A 24,507-nucleotide genomic window follows, 5' to 3' on the forward strand; every position below is an offset into this window, starting at 1 on the left:
TTTGTTGTTTTATCTGCAACCGGATGATCAATATATAAACATATCTTTGCTGCCAGACCGATATTCAATATAAGATTCATGCAGCTGGAAGTTACCAACAGACAGATCATAAAGATAGCGGGACCTATATCACTGGCGCTGATTATTCCTCAGATCAATCATATTACCAATACTGCATTTGTAGGACGATTGGGAGAATTTGAGCTGGCAGCCAACGGCATTGCCGGTATTTACTACCTCGTGATGTATATGATCGCCTATGGGCTGAATAACGGCCTGCAAGTATTAATAGCCAGGAGAGCCGGGCAGCGGCAATACGAGGGTATAGGGCGGCTTTTCGCCAATGGCCTGCAGGTGGGTGTATTTTTTTCGTTGCTGGCAATACTGCTGACGCTCGTGGCAGCTCCCTGGTTTTTCGCCCATGCGCTGCATGATCAGCATATTATTTCAGCTGCTGTTTCGTTCATCCGTATCCGTATATGGGGGCTTCCCTTTCTGATGGCGCTGAACATGGCCAATGCCTTTTACATAGGCACCGGCAATTCAAAGGTGCTGGCCCCTACCTCTCTTTGTCAGGAAATGACGAACATTTTTTTCGATTATGTACTGATATTCGGCAAACTGGGTTTTCCTTTCCTGGGCCTGAACGGCGCTGCCACCGCTTCTGTTATTGCGGAAGTAACCGGGTGCACAGTAGCTTTCAGTATACTTTTCGCCAGGCATTACCATACCAGGTACAGCCTGTTCCGCTTTCCCCGCCTCCACTGGGAAATTGTCAGGAATATCCTGAATGTATCAGCCCCGCTGATTGTACAGTTCCTGTTTAGTATCGGCAGCTGGTTCGTGTTTTTTATTTTCATAGAGCACATGGGAGAAAGACCACTGGCTGTATCCAATATGCTACGCAGCATTTTCGGGTTGTTCGGTATTACTACCTGGGCATTGGCGGCAGCCTGTAACACTATGGTCAGTAATGTGATTGGCCAGGGAAAACAGGAACTTGTTTTTAAAGCTATCAGGAAGATAGTAACCATCGCAGTTGCCTGCGCGGCTGCGTTATGTATTGTGGTCAACCTCTTTCCGTATACGTTGCTGCATATTTACACCACTAATGCCGATCTGATCACGATGGCGATCCCATCGATCCGTGTGATCACCCTGAGCACCTTGCTGATGGCAGTATCTGCTGTAGTTATGAGTGGCGTGGTAGGCACCGGCAATACCCGTGTGAATCTGGTAACGGAGCTGATCGCTGTGGTCGGCTACCTGGCTTATTGTGATATTGTGATAGAAAGAATGCGCAGCGACCTGCAATGGGCGTGGGGAGCAGATTTCATCTACTGGATTATTATTTTCGGACTAAGCTATTGGTATTTACGCAGTGGCCGGTGGAAAGGGAAAGAAATTTAGCACCAGCTATTACTGCAGATCATCCAGCATCTTTTTGCAATCCGCCTTTATGCTGGCATCATCCTGTGTGATGCTTCTCAGGGTAAGCGCTTTTTTCAGGACATCGATGGCTTTGTCTTGCTGATCATTGGCTTTATAAGCTCTGGCCAATTCATAATAATTCAGCAGAAAACCCGGGTCGAGCTGCATGCATTTTTCGTAATTGGTAACAGCATTTTGCAGGGAGCCGTCGGGCAGGCCACCAAAGAGCATCTTGGCAGCGCCTCTTTCAAAAACGTTCAGGTTGGCTACTTCATAATTCCATTTCCCGAGCACATGGTAGGCCTGGCCCAACTGGGGATTAAATTTGATAGCGAGTTCAGAGTATTTCTTGATGTCTTTGGAAGCGGCTACTTTGTCTTTCGCCCCGGAGATGAGTGCAATCCGGCCCATGGCAATAGCCATCGACAGGTTGGCATCGGCACTGTTGGGATTAACAGCCAGTGCCTTCTGGGCATAGCTTTTAGCCTGATTGAAGTAATTTACTTTATCGTCCTTACTCTTCTGTCGGTTACCGATACGGGAACATAGCTGACTGGCCTGGTTCAGTGCGTCCAGGTCGTTAGGTTGTATCTTAAGGATTTCCTTATCCTTTTCGAAGGCGTCGCTCTCTTTCATCTGCTTCTCCAATTGCCGGGCTTCTTCCATCATATCCGTCACACTCTGAGCCTTTACAAACAAGACCGTCATAAACAAGCAGCTTACTGTCATGATCCACTTTAACATAGGACAGGATTTTACAGCGTAAAAATTAATTGATTAACTTATTGCTATAAATTTACGGAAACATCATACATATCCCAAAAAATCATACTTAGTAGTCTTTCTCCAGCGAAACCATGGAGTTACGGATGCTGGCTCCCATGGGAGGATTCATTTTGCGAAGTGTGACTGTACTGTGTTGTATAGAGGGATACCGTTGTTTCAGTTCTTCCGTCAAAGCATATACGACTTCTTCCAGCAATGGTCTGGGAGTTTCCATCACCGACTTTGCCACCTCGTATATTCCCTGGTAATTCACTGTTTCCGACAGATCGTCGACAGGAACGGTACCGGGTATACGAACAGCAACATCGAGCATAAAATGGTTACCAATAACAGCTTCTTCCGGGTACAGGCCATGGTAAGCGTAAAAGCTGGCTTGTTCGAGCGCTATAGTGAGCACGAGGAAAAGATTTAGAATTACGAATCAGGAATTACGAATTACGAAAGGCTTAACAGATATAAGCGGAACATTCAAGATTTCCGTGGGCAAAGATGCCATTCCTAATTCGTAATTCGCAATTCTTTCTATGCATGATGTTCTTTAGCAGACAGGTATCTTTCTGCGTCCAGGGCTGCCATACAACCGCTGCCGGCAGCAGTTACAGCCTGGCGGTAGATCTTGTCCTGCACGTCGCCACAGGCGAAAACTCCTTCCACGCTGGTCCGGGTGGAGCCAGGTTCGGTGATGATATAATCCTGTTCATCGCGTTTCAGGAAGTCCTTAAAGATGTCAGAATTAGGCTGATGGCCGATCGCTACGAAGAAAGCACTTACCGGAACATCTTTCTTTTCCTTTGTCTTATTATTTAATATTCTTACTGCTTCCACTTTGTTTTCGCCCAGTACTTCATCAGTTTCTGAGTTCCAGTACACGATGATATTGGATGTTTTCAATACACGGTCCTGCATTACTTTGGAGGCGCGCATTTCACCGCGGCGAACCAGCATATGTACAGTACTGCACATTTTAGACAGGTAGAGTGCTTCTTCTGCTGCCGTATCACCGGCACCTACGATAGCCACTTCTTTACCTCTGAAGAAGAAACCATCGCAAACGGCGCAGGCAGATACGCCGCTGCCGTTCAGTCGTTGCTCCGACGGGAGGCCCAGCCATTTAGCAGAAGCTCCTGTAGCAATAATAATTGCATCAGCGGTGATCTCTTTTTCTTCGTCGATGATAACTTTATAAGGTTGTTTACTAAAATCCACTGCAGTAGCCATACCATAGCGGATATCAGCTCCCATACGGGTGGCCTGTTTTTCGAAATCCACCATCATTTCCGGGCCCTGGATACCTTCCGGATAGCCCGGATAGTTTTCCACTTCGGTGGTGATGGTTAATTGTCCTCCTGGCTGTATGCCCTGGTATAATACTGGTTTAAGGTTGGCTCTTGCGGCATAAATAGCAGCGGTGTAACCGGCAGGGCCGGACCCGATGATCAATAAATGCACGTGCTCTTGTTGTTTGTTTTCCATACTTTTCTAACTGTATAATTACTTGCTGATAATAATACTTTTATAGGTCGTTGCATATCCGCCCCAGTAGCCCAATGCGCCAGGTACATTACCCAGAATACGGGTTGGAGTGGAAAATGGATTGCCGTTACTGTTGAAGGCAAAATCAACTGTTCGCCAGAAATCCCACGTCGCCTTATCAATATTACAAAACTTAAGGGTAATGGTATCTCCAAGATTGAACAGCGAATAGTACGCTGGCGGCTTCTCATTTTTATTTACACCTGCGTCCACCGGAGTTTCAAATGTTGTGCCGTTCACCAGCTGATCATCCATAACAGAATTCAACCCCGGGAAATAGGGCTGACGGTTTGTTCGGGTGAAGTAGCGTGCATAGTTCCCAAATGCAGGTACATCGGTGATTTTAACCCATAACCGGGCCCTCAGTGTGTCATCATCGGGCCTGACAAGTGCCCACCAGATCGAATCAAGACGGAGGCCGCGCTGTGGTATAGTTGTCACAGACTGGTATGTCTTATTGTCAGCATCGATATGTAGTGTATACGTACCTGATACTTTGCCGGTGAAATTTCCGGGGCCACTCCGGTGATCGGCGGTATAAATAAAGAACCTGACATTTCCGCTGTCTACTGCCACTTCTTTAAGGTTCATGGTTTTGCGGCCATCGGATACTGTGACCACGGCGTTATGAACGAAGGCATTGGTCAGCACTTCAGGGTCTATCTTTGAGAAGTAGTTGAGGCTGCGGGTGAGGATCACCTGGGGATACATCCCGCTTTCAATTCTGCCTTCTACCACCAGCTGAGGATCCTGTTGTGGTAACTGAACACTGATATCCTTTTCACAGGCGGAAAAGACTGTTATTATCGGCATCAGGAAGGGCAGTATACGCATAGATGCAAAAATAAGGGGAGTTCATTTAAATAAAAACACCGACCATGTATTTACAAGGCCGGTGTTCTTATAGAATAAAGAGGATTTATAGATTTATTCGTCTGGTTCCTGCGAACCGCTTTAAATAAAGGTATTATCCCAGGTAAGATTTCAATGCGCCGCTATAACGTGCTTTCTGCAACCTCTTGATAGCGCGTTCTTTAATCTGCCTGATTCTTTCTTTCGTCAGATCATACTTCTGACCGATTTGTTCGATTGTTGCGCCGTTTTCACCATCCAGACCAAAGTAGGCATTCACAATTTCTGCTTCGCGGGGGCTCAGGGATTTCAATACCCTGCGGATTTCCTCGCGGAGAGAATCTCTCATCACGTCGTCATCAGTAATATCTCCACCTTCCAGCAAGTCGCCCATTGCTACATCTTCCGCCTCGTGCACTGGTGCATCTAAGGACATATGGCGGGTGTTGCTCTGGAAGATATTGTTAATTTCTGATTCAGACATTTCCAGGATTTCTGCGAGTTCCTCGGTAGAAGGCTCACGCTCGTTTTCCTGCTCAAATGCCATGTAAGCTTTGTTAGCTTTATTATAGGTGCCAATTTTGTTTTGTGGCAGACGAACAAGACGTCCCTGTTCGGCCAATGCCTGTAGAATGGACTGGCGAATCCACCATACTGCATAAGAGATAAATTTGAAACCTTTTGTTTCATCGAAACGCTGTGCTGCCTTTATCAGACCAAGATTACCTTCGTTAATAAGGTCACTCAGGCTAAGTCCCTGGTGCTGATACTGCTTCGCAACTGAAACCACGAAACGTAAGTTTCCTGTAGTCAATCTTTCAAGAGCCTTTTGATCGCCCATTTTAATGCGCTGCGCCAAAACGGTCTCTTCCTCAGGTGTTAACAAAGGGATCTTCGAGATTTCCTGCAGGTATTTTTCTACCGCCTGCGAATCACGATTGGTGATCTGGGTGGCAATTTTAAGTTGCCTCATATGAAAAATTGTATTGGTTTAGAAATATAATAACAGCGAAAGAAATTTTTTGTTCGAACTTTTAAAAATATTAACTTACAAAGTTTCCCGCGCTTTATTGTTGTTTTCGAAATAAGTCTGCAAAGATCGTGCTAAGCAATCACTCTACCAAATCCTTCTTATATTTGCCAGCCATATAACAAAGTACAGTTTTAAAACGGAATTTAATAGCCCTTTAGTCCCTGTACAGCCATGCTTTATACAAATTTTAACAATTGATAAAGAATCATATTTAAATTAGCATCTTAACTAATTTATTTGTTAAGCTGTTGCAAATTTTTCAACAAAATGATCGACTTCAGAAGCGACACTTTTACACGTCCCGGCCCTGGCATGTTGCAAGCCATGTTACAGGCAGAAACCGGTGATGATGTTTTCGGTGAAGACCCCACCGTCAACCAACTGGAAGCCATGATGGCAGATTACTTTGGCAAACCGGCAGCCTTGTACTGCCCTTCCGGCACAATGAGTAATCAGATTGCTATAAAAGTACATACGTTGCCAGGGGATGAAGTGGTTTGCAGCAATCTTGCTCACGTGTATATTTATGAAGGCGGCGGCATCGCATTTAACTCCGGCGCGCAGGTACATGCCATTACGGGCGACAGAGGCATGATCAGCGCCTCCCAGGTGGAGGCAGCCATCAATCCCGACGATGTACACAAGGCCCGTACCAGCCTGGTATGCCTGGAAAATACTTCTAATCGCGGTGGTGGATGTTATTACGATTGGGAAGAGATGGTAAAAATCGGTGAGATCTGCAAGACGCACAACCTGGCATTTCACCTCGACGGGGCCCGGCTTTTTAATGCCCTGGTTGCCACCGGACAGGATCCGAAAGCGTATGGCCAACTGTTCGATAGCATCTCCGTTTGCCTCAACAAGGGTATGGGTTGCCCTATGGGCTCCTTGTTGCTTGGCAGCGAAACATTCATCAAACAGGCCAGAAGAATACGCAAAAAGTTTGGCGGAGGCCTCCGGCAGGCCGGTTATATGGCTGCTACCGGCATCTACGCCATGGAAAACAATATTGCCCGCCTGGCCCACGACCACCAGCACGCTAAACTGATAGCCCAGGCCCTGCTTGAAAAAACATTCATCGGTCATATGTTACCGGTAGACACCAATATTCTCATTTTTGAAGTGACCAGCGGATGGTCGCCGAAAACCTTTGCCGATTATCTTAAAAGAGAGGACATCCTTGTCATGCCCATCTCGCCTACTCAGGTACGCATGGTCACCCACCTGGATATTACACCGGAAATGATCAGCCAAACCTGCGACGTGATTGCAGAAATGGAATAAAAGGACGACATCTGGCCACCGACCGGTGGCTGCATTCTCTTTAAATTTCCATCTCTCCGTAATCTCTGTTATTTTTGCAACCTTATATTATATATGAATCGCATGGAACTTTCGAAAAATTACCTGCCCGCAACGGTTGAAGAAAAATGGTACAAACACTGGATGGACAAAGGCTATTTCCGCTCTAAACCGGATGGCCGACAGCCTTTTACTGTAGTTATCCCCCCACCTAATGTGACCGGGGTCTTGCATCTTGGTCATACACTCAACGAAACCGTCCAGGACATCCTGGTGCGCCGCGCCCGCATGAGCGGATATAACGCCTGCTGGGTACCAGGTTCCGACCATGCGTCTATTGCCACTGAAGCCAAAGTGGTAAACATGCTGAAACAGGAAAAAGGAATCGAAAAATCGCAGCTGACAAGAGAAGAATTCCTGAAGCATGCCTTTGAATGGAAAGAAAAATATGGCGATATTATCTATCATCAGATAAAGAAACTCGGCTGCAGTTGCGACTGGGACCGCGTTACCTTTACAATGGATGATCATTACTATAAAGCAGTTATTTCTGTTTTCACTGATCTTTACAAAAAAGGAGTAATCTACCGCGGTGCGCGTATGATTAACTGGGATCCTAAAGCTAAAACTGCCCTGAGTGATGAGGAAGTGGAATACAAAGATCTCCAGGGTAAACTTTATCATGTAAAGTACGCTATCGTGGATGCCGCCGGTAATGCTACCGGAGAATACATCACCATTGCTACCCAGCGTCCGGAAACGATCATGGGGGATACTGCCATTTGCGTAAATCCTGAAGATGAGCGGTATACCCATCTCAAGGGACACTTCGCAATAGTGCCGCTGGTAAACCGCCGGGTACCGGTAATATTTGATACTTATGTAGATAAGGAATTCGGAACCGGTGCGTTGAAAGTAACGCCCGCCCACGACATTAACGACTACAACCTGGGACTGAAACATAACCTGGAAATTGTAGATACCCTGAACGACGATGGTACGCTCAGTACTGCCGCCGTAGTGTTTGTAGGGACAGACCGCTTCGTTGCCCGCAAGAAAGTAGTAGCAGCCCTTGCAGAAGAAGGACTGCTGGTAAAAGAGCAAGAATACACTACCCGCCTTGGTTACAGCCAACGCAATCCTGATACGGTAGTAGAACCCCGTATTTCTACCCAGTGGTTCGTTAAAATGGCGGAATTGGCCAAACCGGCACTGGATGCAGTAGTAAATGGCGATGTAAGAATCCATCCCGGTGACCGGTTCCTCGCGACTTACAAATACTGGATGGAGAATGTAAAGGACTGGTGTATTTCCCGCCAGCTCTGGTGGGGTCAGCGCATCCCGGCCTGGTATGCCGCCGACGGTACTTTTGAAGTGGCTGCCACTGCTGCAGAAGCAGTACAGCAATTCGCAGCACGCGGCGTTGATATTACAGCTGATTCTCTGAAACAGGACGAAGACTGCCTGGATACCTGGTTCAGTTCCTGGTTGTGGCCAATGGAAGTATTCAATGGTATTTCCCAGCCCAACAACGAAGATATTAACTACTACTACCCTACTTCTGTGCTGGTAACCGGTCAGGATATCATCTTCTTCTGGGTAGCACGTATGATTATGGCCGGCCTGGAATATAAGCAGGTGAAGCCTTTCAACGATGTTTATTTCACCGGCATGGTGCGCGATAAACTCGGTCGCAAGATGAGTAAGCAGCTGGGGAACTCTCCGGATCTGCTGGAACTGATCCATTCGTTTGGTGCAGATGCGGTGCGTTTCGGTATCATGATCTCCTCTCCTGCCGGAAACGATCTGCTGTACGATGATGCCAGCTGTGAACAGGGCCGTAACTTTAACAACAAGATCTGGAACGCACTGAAACTGATAAGAATGTGGGAACAACGCCTGGAAGAAGGTGGTGATGCCGACAACAACTTCGCGGTACAATGGTTCCAGAGCCGGTTGAGCGAAGTACAGCTTGAAGTAGCTTCCCTGCACAAAGATTTCCGCCTCAGTGAAGGGCTGAAAGCCATCTACAGCCTCATCTGGGATGATTTCTGTAACTGGTACCTGGAATGGATCAAGCCCGGTTTTGAACAACCGATGGCGGCTGGTATATTCCGCAAAACTGTTTCCTTCTTCGAGCAGCTGATGCAGTTGCTCCATCCTTATATGCCGTTCATTACAGAGGAGATTTATCAGTTACTGCAGCCACGCAACACTGAAGATTCCCTTATGATGAAACAGTTCACCACACCGGATGCGCCTGTACATGCAACCCTGCTGGAAGGCGTACTGGCAAAGGAAGTGATCACCGGTATCCGCGATACCCGGAATAAACACCAGATCAAACCTAAGGAGCCGATCGTACTGCATATAGAAACCAAACACGATAATGCGTTCAAACAAATTGAAGGCATACTGGCCAAGCAGGTGAACGCCAGTGCTGTTCACTACGTGCAGGAACCTGTAGCAGGTTGTATCACGGTTGTTATCCAGAAAGATAAATTCTACCTGGGTACTGAAACAGCACTTGATACCACTGCACAGAAAACCTCGCTGCTCAAGGATCTCGACTACCTAAAAGGTTTCCTTCAATCAGTAGAGAAGAAGCTGGCGAATGAAGGTTTCGTACAGAAGGCAAAACCGGAAGCAGTAGAAGCAGAACGCAGGAAAAAAGCAGATGCAGAGGCTAAGATCGCTGTGATAGAAGAAAGCTTAAAAACCTTGTAATTGTTATACTTTTTGAGATCGCCCGGCCGTTACTATACCGGGCGATTTTTTTTATCCATGTACTATCATGCAAAAACACCTGTTACTTAGTTTACTTTTAGCTACTGCTGTTATGCCAGTATTGGCGCAAACCGGAAAAAAGCCGGCCACCCCCAAAGGCCATCCAGCTGCCGCCGCTGTAGCCAACCAAAAACCGAAAAAACTGCGTAGCACCTGGGGAATATTTCTGAGTGATACCCTTTCCAAAACTGAGGTGATAAAGCTGCTGGATTCCGCACTGGTAGTACGTGATGAAAAGAATGTCCGCTACCCGGTGATTTCCTTTGCGCTCACTTATGAAAAGCACGAACCGTATTTGAACGACACCACCGGACAGGTGGCGGTGTATAAAGACTATACCGGGGAAAATTTTAAATCTGCCACCCTCAGCCCACTGTGGAGCAATGGCCTGAAAGATCAACTGAAGTCGGGCGACATCCTTTATTTCGATGAGATCATTGTCCGCTATACCGGTGATAAACTCTATAAAGCTCCTCCCATTCAGATTACCGTTAAATAGTGTTTAATAGTTAAACAACTGCTGAATAGGGACGATAAAATCGAACCTGTTCGAAACATTATCTACCGGATCGCTATCGAACAGATGGCTGAAACGTACACCGAATGTAAATGGCAGCGTATTTCCTATGCGGGTATCGAAATAAAGTTCGGTTCCTGCTGAAGTATACCTTGTATTGAAATTATTCTGGAAGAAGTTGGCCATACTGTAATCATAGAACAGATTAGCCCTGATGCGGCTGAAATACAGCAGCTGCGCAAAGCCCCAGTCGGGGTACGCAATTGGCAGGTGATAATTGGCGCCCAATTTATAGATCCGTGTATAAAGCGGCGTGTTATACCCCCTCGCATATACGAAGTTATCTGTAAAAGAATAATTAAACTGATTATCGCGCTGCTGCCAGGCGCCCTGCAGCACCAGGCTATGATTTCGCCATAGCCCTGGCAGGTACTGATCCAGGCGGGCATAAAATTGTTCTGCATAAAGCCCGGAAACTGACCGGGTATATTGAGCGGCCAGGTACTGCCCGAAATGTGTATAGATATTCTGTGAGCCCTTCTGGCGTTGATTACTGAAAATCAGAGTATTTGAAATAAACTGCAGATCATTCCCCCGGTATTTGTTACTGAGGTAGCGGTGACGGACATTGTAATTAGCGCCTATATTAAGACTCCTGTTATAGATACCGGATGAGAAGTTCAGGGGAATGTTGAATCCTGCGTGTGCAGTAGCTTCATTCCAATACACACGATTCCGGTTCTGATCGAGTCCGTTGCGGTTAAAGGTGTAGTCGGCCCCAATATTCAGTACAGGCAGCCATCCGGCAAATGTGAATCCTGCTCCCAGATCGGAACTACCTTCATTCCTATTGTACGTATAGCCGACACTGGTAGATGTAGTACTCAGGATGTTTTCACCGATAAGAGAAATGCCGTATTCCGGATCACTGAAAGAAGGTACCCAGCTATGAAAATTAACAGGGCGGGTAAACTGCGGATACTTTCTCACGGGCAAAGAATCGTGGGGAACTATACCGAGTATGTTTCCTCCTTCCTTAAACTGCGGCTGCAACCAGGCACTATGGTCGGTCTGGCCAACATCCACGGGTTTCGGTGAGGCGGGAAGTGCTGCCTTGTACAATTTATATCCTTTGACGGTAAACTCGCTGAATACCAGGCTGTCGCTGTTACTGCCCACAGCCATATGTAACGCACTGTTGCCTCTGTCGGTGACCTGATATACCTTCCGGTTGGCCAACGCCAACGCATATACGTCATTTACATCCCGGTAGCCGCTGGTAAAGTAGACGGTATCCGCTTTTACAACGGGGATACCTATCACATTATAGGAGAATGGAGTTAGTACGGTGCTTTCTCCGGTTTGCAGCGATTGCTGCACCAGGGCCATTTCGCCGTTATTATTCCGTACCGCGCTTATCACCGACTGATCGTCGGCTGTAAACCGGGGATAGGTATAATACCAGTTTTCAGGATTGGGTAATTCTTTTTCAACACGGCTGGTAGCTGTGTTGATCAGCTGGAGGCTATACTTCATGTTGGTAGTGGTAGCTACAGCAATTACCTGGCGGCCATTGGAGCTGATATCCGGCGAAAAGAATTTACCCCGGGGAGAAACTGTTCTTATATGCCGGGAAACATTGTCCCATACGCGGATGACGGAGAAATCCTTCCAGCTCCAGCGGGGATCGAAGCGGGCAGCGGCCCAGGCTATGCGGCCGTTGCGATAGCTGAAGAAATCGTCGTATACGATGCCCGGCCGAACGAGGAGTTGTTGCTTTCCGCCTGCATTGATGCTGTAAATGCCCGGTATCCTGTTCCAGGCTGCCTTCAGGACAATCCAGTTGTTGTTACCTCCGGCGTATACATACTTGTAATCTGTGACCACTTTGGCCACAGGCAATATCCCTGCAGCGGCGGTTATATCCTGACGAGCAGCATATTGCTTCCACAGCGGTTCGTATTCCGCCATGGTAGCAGCATAAAAAGCAGTAATATTTTTGCCGGTGCGTTTTTTCAGGCTATGGGATAACGGGTAAAAAACGCCCCGGAAGCGTACGGCATCACTGGTGACATCGCGCCAGAATGTTTGCCCGTAGTGCTCCCGGCCATAGGTCGTCATCATATAACCCAGCGGGTAATGGTCGGGAGTAAAATCGCGATACGATCCATTCCGGATCTTCATATAGCTGTACTTCTTTCCGGCCAGCGATAGTCCTCTGAAACCATCGAAGAAGCCGGGCAGTCTGCCACGCCCCTGGGGTGATAATGCCGTTTCCATTACCACGGCATCGCCCTCCCAGAACCAATTGGGTACAGCAATATTTGTAACAGCAGCCTGTCCCAGTTCCCCACCCAGTATAGAAAACACCTTAGATACTCCCTGACGGAAGTTCATATTCTGCAATACGTGGCGGTATTCATGTACTGCGAGCTGGTCTATCCAGTTAAGGGAGCCAAGGTCCAGCGAATTAGGAGGAGGCGCCAGATAAAATTCAGATCTAAAGGGCCCCAGTTGTACATATCCGTTGGATTGCAGGGTTTGGTTCTGTAATACGATATTCACTTTTTTCTCCCCGTTGCCAATGGATCCGCGTGTGTAACGATTCAGGTACAATACGGTATTTGCTACCCGTTCTCCCTGCAGGCTCATTCCCCGGGGGAAGATCACCCTTACCGTATCTGTATTTATCTGTTCCCATTTCAGGGAAGGCGGATTCCCTCCGAACTGCTGTGCTGATATTGAAGAAGAAAGTGCCAGTAGGAAAATGGCGATGACAAAGCGCATACCAGAGGAGAATTGACAATTAGGAATGAAGAATTAAGCATACCATGCGGCAACTGAAACGCAATCACCATACAGTATAAACGAAAATACGAAGAAAGAATTATGAATTAAGAATGTGGAATTAAGAAACAGCGCGAAGGCCTTAGCGATTAATAATTGTCCGCTAAAGTCTTCGCGCTGCTTCTTAATTCCACATTCTTAATTCTTTCTTTTAGCATTCCGGCAAACTAATCGGAATATTCACCGCCAGGCCACCATCAGAGGTTTCCTTGTATTTTGAGTTCATATCGAGGGCGGTATCCCACATGGTTTTTACGACAGCATCGAGGGATACTTTGGCCAGTTCGGGATTGCTTTGCAGGGCAAGCTGAGAGGCAGTAATGGCTTTGATGGCGCCCATAGTGTTTCTTTCTATGCAGGGTACCTGTACCAGTCCGCCGATAGGATCGCAGGTCAGGCCGAGGTGGTGTTCCATCGCTATTTCTGCGGCCATCAGTACCTGGCGCTGGGAACCACCGAGGCATTCGGTCAGTGCAGCAGCGGCCATGGCAGAGGAGACGCCGATTTCGGCCTGGCAGCCCCCCATAGCGGCCGAAATAGTAGAGCGTTTTTTAAAGATGCTGCCTATTTCTGAAGCCGTCAGCAGGAACTGCTGGATTTTATCGTTATGGAAACCATCGCAAAATGCGATGTAATATTGTAATACCGCCGGGATTACGCCAGCTGCGCCATTGGTAGGGGCAGTTACCACCCGTCCGAAGGAGGCATTTTCTTCATTGACTGCCAGGGCGAAGCAGCTTACCCAGTCGAGGGTATAGCTGAAATGAGCGCCGCCTGCGCGGATAGCCTCTATCCAGGAGGCGTAGTCGGTATAGGAGCGTCCTTTCAGCAGTTTCTTATTAAGCTGTGCCGCTCTGCGGGCTACTTTGAGGCCTCCAGGCAAATCGCCGCCGGTATGGCAGCCACGGAAGGTGCATTCCTGCATGACTGTCCATATATGGAGCAAGCCTCGTTTCGTTTCTTCTTCTGTTCTCCAGGCCTGCTCATTTTCCATCACCAATTCGGAGATGCTATAACCGGTTTTAATGCACCATTGCAACAGCTGCTTTGCAGTATCTATCGGGAAAGGCAGATCCACCTGCCGGGCACCGCCTGCTACATCGCCTTCCTGTACTACAAATCCGCCACCGATAGAATACCAGGTAGATGCAATTTGTTCTCCATCCAGGAAAGAAACCAGGAAGGTAAGTGCATTAGGATGAAAAGGCAGGGATTCTTCAAAAAGAAAATCGATATCTTCTACAGGGTCGAAATCTATTTCATGTTTACCAGCCAGCAACATTCTGCGATTGCGACGCAGGTCGTTGATACTGGGGGTGATCTGGTTTACATCGAAGGTAACCGGATCTTCTCCGCAAAGGCCCAGCTGTACAGCGATATCGGTACCGTGACCATGACCTGTTTTAGCCAGGGAGCCATACAACAATACCTGCAATTTGCCGACTGATGTTAATTTGCCTGTTTGCTCCAGCTGTTCCAGGAAACGCAGTGCAGCCCGCCAGGGGCCGAGCGTATGGGAACTGGAGGGTCCTACGCCTATTTTAAAGATATCAAATACGGAAATACATTCGTGTGCCACTATGATTGATTTATCTGTAAAATTAAGGGAAAAACAGGCTTTAGTTTTGAGCCTTTAGCAAAATGCAGCGAAGATTAACAATATATGTTTACATGTTAATCTTCGCTGCATTTTGCTAAAGGCTAATAGCTGTTTACTATCTGTTAGTAAACTTCTTCAGTTTTATATTGAATATCAATACAGTGTTTGGAGCCACGCTTCCCTGGCCTCTGCGACCATATCCAAACGCAGAAGGCAAAAACAGATTGATCTCTCCTCCCCTGCCGATCTTCGGAACGCCTATGGTCCAACCGGGAATTACCTCATTCAGTCCAATATCAAGGCTATCACTTTTATCAAACTGGCTTTTATCCAGAAAAGTGCCGGTATAGGCTACTGTAACGTAAGCTGCTGCGTTGGCAGTATCTCTGGTATCTCCCCGGTTAACGATCTGATAAAAGATATTACCCGGATCGTGCTTTACATTGGTGATATTATTGGCATTCAGATAGGCCACAATCTTAGCTGAATCTGTGTTGTACTGGCCTATCACATCAAACGGAGGCGTATCATCTTTTTTCAAACAGGCAGCGAACAACAGCATAATCACTGCTGTTACGGGAAGAAGTAGTCTTCTCTTCATTAGGTTTTGGTTTTATACTAAATTAAAAAGTGACAATTTATCTGATATCCACCAGTTCTACTTCAGAAACAAGCACAACATTGGGAGGAATAATGCCTGGTACCCCGGTGGGGCCATAAGCAAGGTAGGGCGGTATATACATCCGGATCTTTCCTCCGAGGGAGATCTTCTGTAGTCCGATCTGCCAGCCGAGGATATGATTTTTGAGCATGCGGCCATCGAAATCGGTAGGCCCGACAGAGGCCCCTACTACCTGGCCGTTTAGCAATTGGTTGGTATAATCAACAGTAACAATGGATGTTGCTTTAACAAAATGCGTACTATCCCCCGGAGAGAGGATAGTGTAAAAAAGCCCGGAAACATCTTTCTGGGCGGATACGTTGTGAGTTCGGAGGTATTCCTGAATTTCATTCTGCCCTGCAATATCCGCCGATCTTTCTGACGGGTTGCTAACATCTTTTTTCATGCAGGCAGTTAACAATAAAACAAAACAGGCTCCTATAATTTTGACAGCTATCTTCATCCACTTCTATTTACGTTCCTGTTAATAGAACGCTCAAAATATAATAAAGTTACAGGAAGTCTGGTATAAAAAAACTCCTGCCGGCCGAAGCCAACAGGAGTTTCTATAATAATGAGACATATTATTAATAGTCCATGCCCATACCATGACCACCGGGTCCCATTGAAGGAGCGGCAGATTTAGGTTCTGGCTTATCAGCGATAACGCATTCAGTAGTCAGTAGCATAGAAGCGATAGAAGCGGCATTTTCCAATGCGATACGGCCTACTTTAGTAGGATCGATTACACCAGCAGCCAGTAAGTTTTCGTAAGTTTCGGTACGTGCGTTGAAACCGAAATCGCCCTTACCTTCTTTTACTTTCTGTACTACGATAGAACCTTCGATACCTGCGTTAGCAGTGATCTGACGTAAAGGCTCTTCGATAGCGCGTTTAACGATAGCGATACCAGTCTGTTCGTCGTTGTTATCGCCTTTCAGGCCATCCAGGGATTCAATAGCGCGGATATAAGCCACACCACCACCAGGAACGATACCTTCTTCAACCGCAGCGCGGGTAGCGTGTAAAGCATCGTCTACGCGATCTTTCTTTTCTTTCATTTCTACTTCGGTAGCAGCACCTACGTAGAGAACAGCCACACCACCGCTTAATTTAGCGAGGCGTTCCTGTAATTTTTCGCGATCGTAGTCAGAAGTAGTTGCTTCGATCTGAGCTTTGATCTGACCGATACGACCCTGGATACCATCTTTTTCGCCTTTACCACCAACGATGGTAGTATTGTCTTTATCGATAGTTACGGATTCTGCTCTACCGAGGTAAGTCAGGTCAGCATTTTCCAGTTTGTAACCTTGTTCTTCGCTGATTACGATACCACCGGTGAGGGTAGCGATATCCTGCAGCATATCTTTTCTTCTGTCGCCGAAGCCAGGAGCTTTAACAGCAGCCACTTTCAGGGTACCACGCAGTTTATTTACCACCAGGGTAGCCAGTGCTTCACCATCCAGATCTTCAGAGATGATCACCAGCGGAGCGCCCTGTTGAGCTACTTTCTCCAGGATGTGGAGGATATCCTTCATGGTGCTGATCTTTTTATCGTAGATCAGGATATAAGGGTTAGACAGTTCAGCCTGCATTTTCTCACTGTTAGTGATGAAGTAAGCAGACAGGTAACCGCGGTCGAACTGCATACCTTCCACTACTTCCACAGTAGTATCGGTACCTTTAGCTTCTTCCACAGTGATAACACCGTCTTTAGTAACTTTCTGCATTGCTTCAGCAATCAGTTTACCGATTTCGCTGTCGTTGTTAGCGGAGATAGAAGCAACCTGTTCAATTTTCTTGGTATCGTTACCAACTTTTTCAGATTGTTTTTTCAGGTTTTCAACAACTGCTTTCACAGCTTTGTCCACACCGCGTTTCAGGTCCATTGGATTAGCACCGGCAGCAACGTTTTTTAGTCCTTCGCCGATGATCGCCTGTGCCAGTACGGTAGCAGTGGTAGTACCATCACCTGCCAGATCAGCAGTTTTGGAAGCTACTTCTTTCACCATCTGGGCGCCCATGTTTTCGATAGCGTCTTCCAGTTCGATTTCTTTAGCAACGGTAACACCATCTTTGGTTACACCAGGAGCACCAAATTTCTTTTCAATAACTACGTTACGACCTTTAGGACCCAGGGTTACTTTAACTGCATCCGCCAGTGTGTCAACGCCCTTCTTCATTTTGTTGCGGGCGTCTATATTGAAGAATATTTGTTTTGCCATAATAATTGTCAGATTTTTCTTTAAGGAATTAAAATATATCCGTGTAGCAGTTCTTAAACGATAGCCAGGATATCAGATTCACGCATGATTAAGTAATCTTCGCCTTCGATAGGGAGTTCCTGACCAGAGTATTTACCATACAGTACAGTATCACCTACCTTCACAGTGATCGGCTCATCTTTTTTACCAGGACCAGCAGCCACCACGGTGCCTCTCACTGGTTTTTCCTTTGCAGTATCAGGGATAATGATACCACCAGCTGTCTTCTCTTCTGCTGCTGCAGGTTTTACAATTACCCTGTCAGCTAAAGGTTTAATACTTAATTGTTTAGCCATAGTAGTTTTTATTTAAAAAAGACTGTTTTAGTTAAAAATAGCTTCATCCCGTCCACGAGAATTGTGCCAAGGCGGTTTTCCGGCCAAATCGGGTCAAATTTACAGTTCACGAAGGTATTGATGGGATTTTACACTGACAAATTCTGACAAGGAACAGGAAAAAATGACAGCACGATGGCACTAAGAGTAAATATGAAAATTTTTCTCTAGTTTTGCGCCCTTATACCAGTTCTTTTTTATAAGATGATCAGTAGAAGAAATATCCGGGTAAAAGTGATGCAAACGCTTTATGCCCTGGAAACGATGGAGGAAAGCAGTATTAAGCCAGGCACGACTACCAGACTTTTGAATGAAAAGTTGGACCAGACCTGTCAGATCTTTACCTACTTACTTTATTCAGTGGTGCGGGTGGCGCAATATGCTGAAATTGATGCGCAGGCCCGTGCTTCCAAACACTTACCCTCTGCCGAGGATCTGCAGGTAAACACCAAGATAGCAGGCAACGAGTTTATTTACCAGATTACCGATGATAAAGGTTTCCAGGTGAACCTGGAGCAGTGGAAAATGAAGTTGTATGTAGACGAAGACCTGATCCGGAAGCTTTACAACCAGTTGGTGGCTACGGATGTCTATAAAGCCTACATTGCAGACGGTATCCGTACCAAAGCCGGGGAAAAGGACATACTGGAATACATCTATAAAGAGATACTGGCTAAGAGCGAGCTGTTCATACAGCACATGGAAGATACCTTCCTGCATTGGGGAGATGATGAGGAAATGATGGGTATTCTGATCAATAATTACTTTAATAAGCCTCATCTGTTCAATTTCATGCAGCTGATCAGCAAAGAGAAGCTGGACTATGCCAGGGAGTTGCTGCTGACAGTTATCGACAAAAAAGACTATTGCCTGGAGCTGATCAAGCCTAAATTACAGAACTGGGATTCTGAGCGTATTGCAGCGGTGGATATGTTGCTGATGGAGATGGGTGTATGTGAGTTCCTGTATTTCCCGACCATCCCTACCAAAGTAACTATTAATGAATATATAGATCTGGCGAAGGCCTACAGCACTCCACAGAGTGGACAGTTCATCAACGGTATACTGGATAATATCCTGAAAGACCTTGAAAAGGAACAAATGGTTCAGAAACAGGACCGTCCGAAAAAGTAAGTGGGAAAAGTTATTTTTACCTGAAAATAGCAAAACCATGAAAAAACTGTTCTGTTTACTTGCCTGTGGAAGCCTGCTGATAGCGGCTTGTAACAATAATGGCGGCAGCAAAAATGCAGATGCTGCCGTGTCCGGTACCCAAAAAGCTGATTCCAGCCAGTCGGCTGCATTGACGTTTGAGGAAAAAGTGCACAACTTCGGGGATATAAAGGAAGGAGAGAAAGTGGAGTACTCCTTTAAATTCACCAATACCGGCAGCAGCCCGCTTCTGATTGAGGATGCTATTTCCAGCTGTGGTTGTACAGTGCCTGAATGGCCTAAAGAGCCTATTAAACCCGGACAAACCGGTTATATGAAAGTGATCTTCGACAGCCGGGGAAAATCGGGTTATACTGAAAAAGAAATTTCTGTTAAAATAAACAATAAAGACGGTTACGTTGTAGGACCTAAGATCCAGTGTAATATTATTACCAAATAGACCGGACTTAACTATTAAATCAATTATAGATGAACATCCTGAACATTTTATTAATGGCGCCTCAGGGCGGTGCCCAGGGAGGTGGAAACACATGGGTATCTTTCCTGTTTTTTGGCGGTATGATTGTCGTAATGTGGCTTTTCATGATCCGGCCGCAAACTAAAAAGGCAAAACTGCAGAAACAGTTTATAGATAATCTGAAAGAAGGCGATAAGATCGTGACCATAGCTGGTATTCATGGTAAAGTGAAGAAAATGAACGACAACAATACCCTGGTAGTAGAAGTAAGCCCAGGCACCAACTTCACTATGGAACGTTCAGCGATCAGCATGGAATACACGCAGGCTCAGCAAAAGAGCGCAGACACTAAATAGAGAGAATTAAAAATAGAGAATTAAGAATGCCAGCGGAGATAATAAACGCGAATTTTAATCATTGCGTTTACTATCTCCGCTGGCATTCTTAATTCTTCGTTCTCCATTCCTAATTCCTTATCTTGGATTATGCTAAAGATTGGAATCACCGGAGGGATCGGCTCCGGTAAAAGTACCGTCAGCAAAATATTTGAATTACTGGGCGTTCCTGTTTATTATGCAGACGACAGGGCAAAGGACATTCTGATAAGTGACACCGAGCTTATTGCGCAGGTAAAGCAGCATTTCGGAGAAAGGATATATGATGAAAATGGCATGTTGGACCGCAAACAACTGGGCAGCATTGTGTTCAACGATAAAGATAAGCTGGCCTTACTTAATTCCCTGGTACATCCGGCTACCATCCGCGATTCGGACCAATGGGCATCCCGACAGCACAGCCCCTATGTGCTCAAGGAAGCAGCGCTGCTGTTTGAGACCGAATCCTTCCATCACCTCGACAGGATCATTGGCGTATTTGCGCCGCAGCCATTGCGCGTGCACCGCGTGATGAAACGGGACAACGTTACCCGTAATGAAGTACTGACAAGGATCTACAAGCAGATTGATGAAACAATCAAGATGCGGCTGAGCGATTTCGTGATCTATAACGATGAGCAGCATATGGTGATCCCACAGGTACTGGCACTGCATGAAAAATTGCTGGCACTGGCTGCGGAGAAGCAAGCCAGGCCCTGATTACCTGGAGGATAGCAGTACTATCCGTCAGCGCCGGTTTACCTAACTTTGAATAAAACGAGGATAATGGATACAATACATCAATCCCCTGTACAGCTAACTGATACTGCAGCTACGCAGGTAAAAAAGCTATTGCAGGGAGCTGCTGAAGCCCCTTACCTGCGGGTAGGAATCAAAGGCGGCGGCTGTTCGGGAGGTGGAGTCAGCTATATTCTGGGCTTCGATGCCCGTATGGAAGATGACGATCTTTTTGAAGTGGCAGGCATTCCGGTGATCATGAAAAAAGCACATGGTATCTACCTGATGGGGATGGAGATAGATTACCATCCCGAGCAGCAGGGATTTATTTTCAGAGAACGTAAGCCCTGAACCTGAAAACAGCTTTACCCATTCAATAGAAAGCCCCCTGGTAGTACCAGGGGGCTTTCCTTTTTATCAAACAAATTTTCTGATCTTACCTCACACTATTATTTGGTAGCAGAAGCAGTTTTCTTTGCGGCCACTTCCACTGCATCACTTTCATTAGCCAGCTGGTTCTTCTTGTCGAAGTCTACCAGTACCGGCGCAGCAACGAAGATGGAAGAGTAAGTACCAGTGATCACACCGATCAGCATCGCAAAGGCGAAGCCGCGGGTTACCTCACCACCGAATATAAACAGGATCAGGATGGTCAGGAACACCGTCAGGGAGGTCATGATGGTACGGCTGAGCGTATCGTTGATCGCTTTGTTGATCACAGTATTCCGATCGCGGCCATGAGCGCCTGTTTTGAAGTACTCACGGATACGGTCGAACACGATCACGGTATCGTTCATGGAGAACCCGATCACTGTCAGGATCGCAGCGATAAAGTGCTGGTCGATTTCCAGGGTGAATGGTACAAAAGAACGGCACCAGGAGAACACTGCCAGGGTAACCAGTACGTCGTGCAGCAGAGAGAAGATAGTACCGATAGAGTACTGCCATTTGCTGAAACGTAACAGGATATACAGGAAGATCACTACGATAGACAGGATAGTAGCTCTCACCGCGCCTGCACGAAGATCGTCAGAGATAGTAGGCGACACTGTTTGTGAACCTACAATGTAACGGCTGTTGAATACATCCTGTGTTACAGAAGCATCATAGAATTTCTTCAGACCTGCATATAATTTATCTGCCACTTCTTTATCAGTAGCCTGGTTTTGTTGTTCGATTTTGTAAGAGGTAGTGATGCTCAGCTGGTTAGTGCTACCAACTGTTTTCACAAATACTTCTGATTCGAATTCTTTCTTCAGCACATCAGCCACTTCCTGTCTGTTCATCGAATGTTCGAAACGGATAGTGTAGTTACGGCCACCGGAGAAATCAATACCGTGGTCGAAGCCGTGGAAGAAGGAAGATACACCTGCTACCATTACAATAGCAGAGATAACATAAGCATATTTACGTTTACCTACGAAGTCGAATGCCACATGTTTGAATACTTTCCGGGAAATCGGTGTGAAGTACTCAAAATGCCTTTTACGTTTCATCCAGAAGTCAGTAACCATACGGGATACCAGGATACCGCAGAACAGGGACAGGAACAGACCGATGATCTGGGTAGTGGCGAAGCCGAGTACGGGGCCTAAACCGAAGTAGAACAGGATGAAGGCAGTCAGCAAGGAGGTAACGTGACCATCGAGTACAGGAGCGTAAGAGCGTTTGTAACCGTCGGCGATGGCATCTTTATATGACTTACCGTGGGTGAGTTCATCCTTGATTCTTTCGAAGATGATTACGTTAGTATCTACCGCCATACCGATGGTGAGTACCATACCGGCAATACCTGCCATGGTGAGCGTAGCACCCATAGAAGCCAGGATACCGAAGGTATACAGCAGGTTGAGCACCAGCGCGATATTAGCTACCCAGCCGGCGCTGTTGTAATACACCAGCATGAGTACGAAGATGATAGCAAAAGAGATCATAAAAGACTTCGCACCGGCAGCGATAGATTCAGCGCCCAGTGTTGGTCCTACGATCTGTTCCTGCACGATCTGGGCAGGAGCCGGCATTTTACCGGATTTCAGGATGTTGGCCAGGTCATTAGCTTCTTCGATGGTAAAGCTACCTGAGATAGAAGAGCGGCCACCTGCGATTTCACCCTGAATGGAAGGAGCAGAATAAACGATATTATCCAGTACTACTGCTACGTAGTTGAAAGTAGAAGGATCCTTAGGATTGGCAGGAGCCAGTTCGCCGGTGAGTTTTTTCCACTCATGAGCACCCTGGTTATCCATGGTCATGCTAATTTCAGGCTGGTTGTTCTGATCCATATCCTGACGGGCATCCACAATCCTTTCACCACCTACACGCGGAGCAGGGTTGGCAGGATTTACTTTCAGTGCATATACTGCAATAGGACCATGTTTGTCGTCTTTATTTTCCGGACCGTATGCAAACACAGCATCTTTAGGCAGAACAGCTTTTACAGCTGGCATGTCCAGGTAGCGGTTGAAAGTAGCGGTATCTTTCGGTAAGATTCTTCCGATAGACGGGCCAGGGAAAACGGTACCAGACTGTGGATCTACGTTCGGGAACATTACCATGAACAGCGGATTCTGTTTCTGCTGTTCCTTGATCTGCAACTCCTTGGTGCTGGCAGTAGCTGCTTTGCCGGTATCTGCTTTGTTGAGGTAGGAGCTCAGGCTGCCTTCCTTGCTGGAATCTTTTGCAGCGGCATTGTTGTTTGCAGCAACTGCTTTGGTAGTATCCGTAGGAGGTGTGCTGCCATGTGCATTCAGGGTGTTCCTGATAGCATCGTTCATGGGAGTCAGCACATTCTGGATAAACTCCGGACTGTTTTTGTATACTTCCCTGAACTCGAGATTAGCAGTAGCCTGCAGATATTTATGTACACGGGCGGCGTTATCCACACCTGCCAGTTCAACAGAGATCAGGCCTTTATTTTCATCCAGACTGATATTTGGCTGAGCAACCCCGAATTTGTCGATACGTTTTTGCAGTACAATATAGGTATTCTTGATAGCGGCACGTGATTCCTTACGGATCATGTCCAATACCTGCTGGTTGCTGGAGTTGAAGTTGATATCCTTCTGATAGGCGTTGGCGAAAATGGTAGCCAGTTTACCCTGAGGAGCCACTTCAGCGTACGCTTGCCCGAACAAGGTCACAAAGTCGCTCTGATTGGATTTCTTCAGCTCATTTGCCCTTTCCAGTGCCCTGTTGAAGGCAGCATCCTTGGACTGACCGGATAAAGCGCGGATGACATCTTCCACGTTCACTTCCAGTACAACGTTCATACCGCCCACCAGGTCAAGACCCAGGTTCAGTTCCTTTTCTTTGGCCTTGGTGTAGGTCACATTCCACGGGAAACCCGCAATCTGTTTGCTACTGGTACTGTCCAGTATCTCTTGTCTCCTTTGTTTGATAAACCCTTTCAGTGTATCTGAGTAGAAGCCCTGCAGCTCCTGGCTGCCAGGATATTTCTTTTCAGGTGTAGGGTTTTGTTTGGCCACATCGTTTTCGGCCTGCTGCTCTATCTTCTTCTCATAGTTCCGCACCAAAAACGTGAAGGACAATTGGTACAAAGAGATAAGGATCAGTGCGATGGCAAAAAATCTTACCAGTCCTTTAAGTTGCATACTGTTTGTTTCGGGTTTATAAAAAAAATTTTAAGAGTTGCAAAGATAGAATTTAAATCGATATATTAAAGCCCTTGTAAAAAGACGCGAAAAATCAATACGCGCCCGCTTTTGCAGGTTTGCTGGCATACTTTTTTATAAATCGCAGATCCTGGTTTGTGGTTCTTTTAATATTATTCTTTTGCTTTACAATCACTAACAACGAC

At 46.5% G+C, this 24,507-nt stretch carries 21 protein-coding genes; 9 read left to right on the forward strand and 12 right to left on the reverse strand.

Annotated features, from left to right (window positions below):
* Positions 1 to 78 precede the first annotated feature (78 nt).
* Positions 79 to 1,410, forward strand: a complete 1,332-nt coding sequence (locus UNH61_RS21500) for an MATE family efflux transporter (protein WP_326994063.1) — start codon at positions 79 to 81, stop codon at positions 1,408 to 1,410.
* 9 nt (positions 1,411 to 1,419) lie between these two features.
* On the opposite strand, the gene UNH61_RS21505 is transcribed toward UNH61_RS21500, so the two are convergent.
* From UNH61_RS21505 to UNH61_RS21525, 5 genes are all read right to left on the reverse strand, one after another.
* Positions 1,420 to 2,175, reverse strand: a complete 756-nt coding sequence (locus UNH61_RS21505) for a hypothetical protein (RefSeq protein ID WP_326994064.1) — start codon at positions 2,173 to 2,175, stop codon at positions 1,420 to 1,422.
* A gap of 88 nt (positions 2,176 to 2,263) precedes the next feature.
* Positions 2,264 to 2,614, reverse strand: a complete 351-nt coding sequence (gene folB / locus UNH61_RS21510; protein WP_326994065.1) for a dihydroneopterin aldolase — start codon at positions 2,612 to 2,614, stop codon at positions 2,264 to 2,266.
* Between the two features lie 125 nt (positions 2,615 to 2,739).
* Positions 2,740 to 3,690 carry a thioredoxin-disulfide reductase gene (trxB, locus tag UNH61_RS21515; RefSeq protein WP_326994066.1) on the reverse strand — a complete coding sequence of 317 codons (951 nt, stop codon included), beginning with the start codon at positions 3,688 to 3,690 and terminating at the stop codon, positions 2,740 to 2,742.
* An 18-nt stretch (positions 3,691 to 3,708) separates the two neighbouring features.
* Positions 3,709 to 4,584, reverse strand: coding sequence for a DUF4249 domain-containing protein (locus UNH61_RS21520; RefSeq protein ID WP_326994067.1), 876 nt, complete (start codon positions 4,582 to 4,584; stop codon positions 3,709 to 3,711).
* Between the two features lie 133 nt (positions 4,585 to 4,717).
* On the reverse strand, positions 4,718 to 5,575 hold the full coding sequence (locus tag UNH61_RS21525) for an RNA polymerase sigma factor RpoD/SigA (protein WP_012793808.1): 858 nt from the start codon (positions 5,573 to 5,575) through the stop codon (positions 4,718 to 4,720).
* A 327-nt stretch (positions 5,576 to 5,902) separates the two neighbouring features.
* Between UNH61_RS21525 and UNH61_RS21530 the strand changes: the two genes are divergently transcribed.
* From UNH61_RS21530 to UNH61_RS21540, 3 genes are all read left to right on the forward strand, one after another.
* Complete coding sequence (locus UNH61_RS21530) at positions 5,903 to 6,919, forward strand: GntG family PLP-dependent aldolase (RefSeq protein ID WP_326994068.1); 1,017 nt, start codon at positions 5,903 to 5,905, stop codon at positions 6,917 to 6,919.
* A 102-nt stretch (positions 6,920 to 7,021) separates the two neighbouring features.
* Positions 7,022 to 9,664, forward strand: coding sequence for a valine--tRNA ligase (locus UNH61_RS21535; RefSeq protein ID WP_326994069.1), 2,643 nt, complete (start codon positions 7,022 to 7,024; stop codon positions 9,662 to 9,664).
* A 67-nt stretch (positions 9,665 to 9,731) separates the two neighbouring features.
* Positions 9,732 to 10,223: a hypothetical protein gene (locus tag UNH61_RS21540; RefSeq protein WP_326994070.1), complete on the forward strand. Its 492-nt coding sequence runs from the start codon at positions 9,732 to 9,734 to the stop codon at positions 10,221 to 10,223.
* A 3-nt stretch (positions 10,224 to 10,226) separates the two neighbouring features.
* On the opposite strand, the gene UNH61_RS21545 is transcribed toward UNH61_RS21540, so the two are convergent.
* The 6 genes from UNH61_RS21545 to UNH61_RS21570 form a co-directional block, all read right to left on the reverse strand.
* Complete coding sequence (locus UNH61_RS21545; protein ID WP_326994072.1) at positions 10,227 to 13,028, reverse strand: hypothetical protein; 2,802 nt, start codon at positions 13,026 to 13,028, stop codon at positions 10,227 to 10,229.
* A gap of 211 nt (positions 13,029 to 13,239) precedes the next feature.
* Positions 13,240 to 14,667 (reverse strand): L-serine ammonia-lyase, encoded by a 1,428-nt coding sequence (locus UNH61_RS21550; RefSeq protein WP_326994073.1) that lies wholly within the window; start codon positions 14,665 to 14,667, stop codon positions 13,240 to 13,242.
* A 136-nt stretch (positions 14,668 to 14,803) separates the two neighbouring features.
* Positions 14,804 to 15,289 carry an FKBP-type peptidyl-prolyl cis-trans isomerase gene (locus tag UNH61_RS21555; protein WP_326994074.1) on the reverse strand — a complete coding sequence of 162 codons (486 nt, stop codon included), beginning with the start codon at positions 15,287 to 15,289 and terminating at the stop codon, positions 14,804 to 14,806.
* 37 nt (positions 15,290 to 15,326) lie between these two features.
* Complete coding sequence (locus UNH61_RS21560; RefSeq protein ID WP_326994075.1) at positions 15,327 to 15,755, reverse strand: FKBP-type peptidyl-prolyl cis-trans isomerase; 429 nt, start codon at positions 15,753 to 15,755, stop codon at positions 15,327 to 15,329.
* Between the two features lie 181 nt (positions 15,756 to 15,936).
* Positions 15,937 to 17,574, reverse strand: a complete 1,638-nt coding sequence (gene groL / locus UNH61_RS21565) for a chaperonin GroEL (RefSeq protein ID WP_326994076.1) — start codon at positions 17,572 to 17,574, stop codon at positions 15,937 to 15,939.
* Positions 17,575 to 17,627: 53 nt separating this feature from the next.
* Positions 17,628 to 17,909: a co-chaperone GroES gene (locus UNH61_RS21570; protein WP_079473337.1), complete on the reverse strand. Its 282-nt coding sequence runs from the start codon at positions 17,907 to 17,909 to the stop codon at positions 17,628 to 17,630.
* Positions 17,910 to 18,152: 243 nt separating this feature from the next.
* Between UNH61_RS21570 and nusB the strand changes: the two genes are divergently transcribed.
* The 5 genes from nusB (at position 18,153) to UNH61_RS21595 (ending at position 21,041) form a co-directional block, all read left to right on the forward strand.
* Positions 18,153 to 19,082: a transcription antitermination factor NusB gene (nusB, locus tag UNH61_RS21575; RefSeq protein ID WP_326994077.1), complete on the forward strand. Its 930-nt coding sequence runs from the start codon at positions 18,153 to 18,155 to the stop codon at positions 19,080 to 19,082.
* Between the two features lie 37 nt (positions 19,083 to 19,119).
* A complete protein-coding gene (locus tag UNH61_RS21580) occupies positions 19,120 to 19,560 on the forward strand; it encodes a DUF1573 domain-containing protein (RefSeq protein ID WP_326994078.1) in 441 nt (146 codons plus the stop codon).
* Positions 19,561 to 19,589: 29 nt separating this feature from the next.
* Positions 19,590 to 19,934, forward strand: coding sequence for a preprotein translocase subunit YajC (gene yajC / locus UNH61_RS21585; RefSeq protein ID WP_326994079.1), 345 nt, complete (start codon positions 19,590 to 19,592; stop codon positions 19,932 to 19,934).
* Positions 19,935 to 20,063: 129 nt separating this feature from the next.
* On the forward strand, positions 20,064 to 20,672 hold the full coding sequence (gene coaE, locus UNH61_RS21590; protein WP_326994081.1) for a dephospho-CoA kinase: 609 nt from the start codon (positions 20,064 to 20,066) through the stop codon (positions 20,670 to 20,672).
* A 66-nt stretch (positions 20,673 to 20,738) separates the two neighbouring features.
* Positions 20,739 to 21,041 (forward strand): iron-sulfur cluster biosynthesis family protein, encoded by a 303-nt coding sequence (locus UNH61_RS21595; RefSeq protein ID WP_326994082.1) that lies wholly within the window; start codon positions 20,739 to 20,741, stop codon positions 21,039 to 21,041.
* A 98-nt stretch (positions 21,042 to 21,139) separates the two neighbouring features.
* Here UNH61_RS21595 and secDF read toward each other — a convergent pair whose 3' ends face one another.
* Complete coding sequence (gene secDF, locus UNH61_RS21600; protein ID WP_326994083.1) at positions 21,140 to 24,301, reverse strand: protein translocase subunit SecDF; 3,162 nt, start codon at positions 24,299 to 24,301, stop codon at positions 21,140 to 21,142.
* Positions 24,302 to 24,507: the final 206 nt, after the last annotated feature.

The sequence above is a fragment of the Chitinophaga sp. 180180018-3 genome, assembly GCF_037893185.1.
Taxonomy (GTDB): Bacteria; Bacteroidota; Bacteroidia; order Chitinophagales; family Chitinophagaceae; genus Chitinophaga.

Coding starts and splice junctions, on each gene's coding strand:
- UNH61_RS21500 (WP_326994063.1), top strand. CDS start 79: ATGCAGCTGGAAGTTACCAACAGACAGATCATAAAGATAGCGGGACCT.
- UNH61_RS21505 (WP_326994064.1), bottom strand. CDS start 2,175: ATGTTAAAGTGGATCATGACAGTAAGCTGCTTGTTTATGACGGTCTTG.
- trxB (WP_326994066.1), bottom strand. CDS start 3,690: ATGGAAAACAAACAACAAGAGCACGTGCATTTATTGATCATCGGGTCC.
- UNH61_RS21520 (WP_326994067.1), bottom strand. CDS start 4,584: ATGCGTATACTGCCCTTCCTGATGCCGATAATAACAGTCTTTTCCGCC.
- UNH61_RS21525 (WP_012793808.1), bottom strand. CDS start 5,575: ATGAGGCAACTTAAAATTGCCACCCAGATCACCAATCGTGATTCGCAG.
- UNH61_RS21530 (WP_326994068.1), top strand. CDS start 5,903: ATGATCGACTTCAGAAGCGACACTTTTACACGTCCCGGCCCTGGCATG.
- UNH61_RS21535 (WP_326994069.1), top strand. CDS start 7,022: ATGGAACTTTCGAAAAATTACCTGCCCGCAACGGTTGAAGAAAAATGG.
- UNH61_RS21540 (WP_326994070.1), top strand. CDS start 9,732: ATGCAAAAACACCTGTTACTTAGTTTACTTTTAGCTACTGCTGTTATG.
- UNH61_RS21545 (WP_326994072.1), bottom strand. CDS start 13,028: ATGCGCTTTGTCATCGCCATTTTCCTACTGGCACTTTCTTCTTCAATA.
- UNH61_RS21555 (WP_326994074.1), bottom strand. CDS start 15,289: ATGAAGAGAAGACTACTTCTTCCCGTAACAGCAGTGATTATGCTGTTG.
- UNH61_RS21560 (WP_326994075.1), bottom strand. CDS start 15,755: ATGAAAAAAGATGTTAGCAACCCGTCAGAAAGATCGGCGGATATTGCA.
- groL (WP_326994076.1), bottom strand. CDS start 17,574: ATGGCAAAACAAATATTCTTCAATATAGACGCCCGCAACAAAATGAAG.
- UNH61_RS21570 (WP_079473337.1), bottom strand. CDS start 17,909: ATGGCTAAACAATTAAGTATTAAACCTTTAGCTGACAGGGTAATTGTA.
- nusB (WP_326994077.1), top strand. CDS start 18,153: ATGATCAGTAGAAGAAATATCCGGGTAAAAGTGATGCAAACGCTTTAT.
- UNH61_RS21580 (WP_326994078.1), top strand. CDS start 19,120: ATGAAAAAACTGTTCTGTTTACTTGCCTGTGGAAGCCTGCTGATAGCG.
- yajC (WP_326994079.1), top strand. CDS start 19,590: ATGAACATCCTGAACATTTTATTAATGGCGCCTCAGGGCGGTGCCCAG.
- coaE (WP_326994081.1), top strand. CDS start 20,064: ATGCTAAAGATTGGAATCACCGGAGGGATCGGCTCCGGTAAAAGTACC.
- UNH61_RS21595 (WP_326994082.1), top strand. CDS start 20,739: ATGGATACAATACATCAATCCCCTGTACAGCTAACTGATACTGCAGCT.
- secDF (WP_326994083.1), bottom strand. CDS start 24,301: ATGCAACTTAAAGGACTGGTAAGATTTTTTGCCATCGCACTGATCCTT.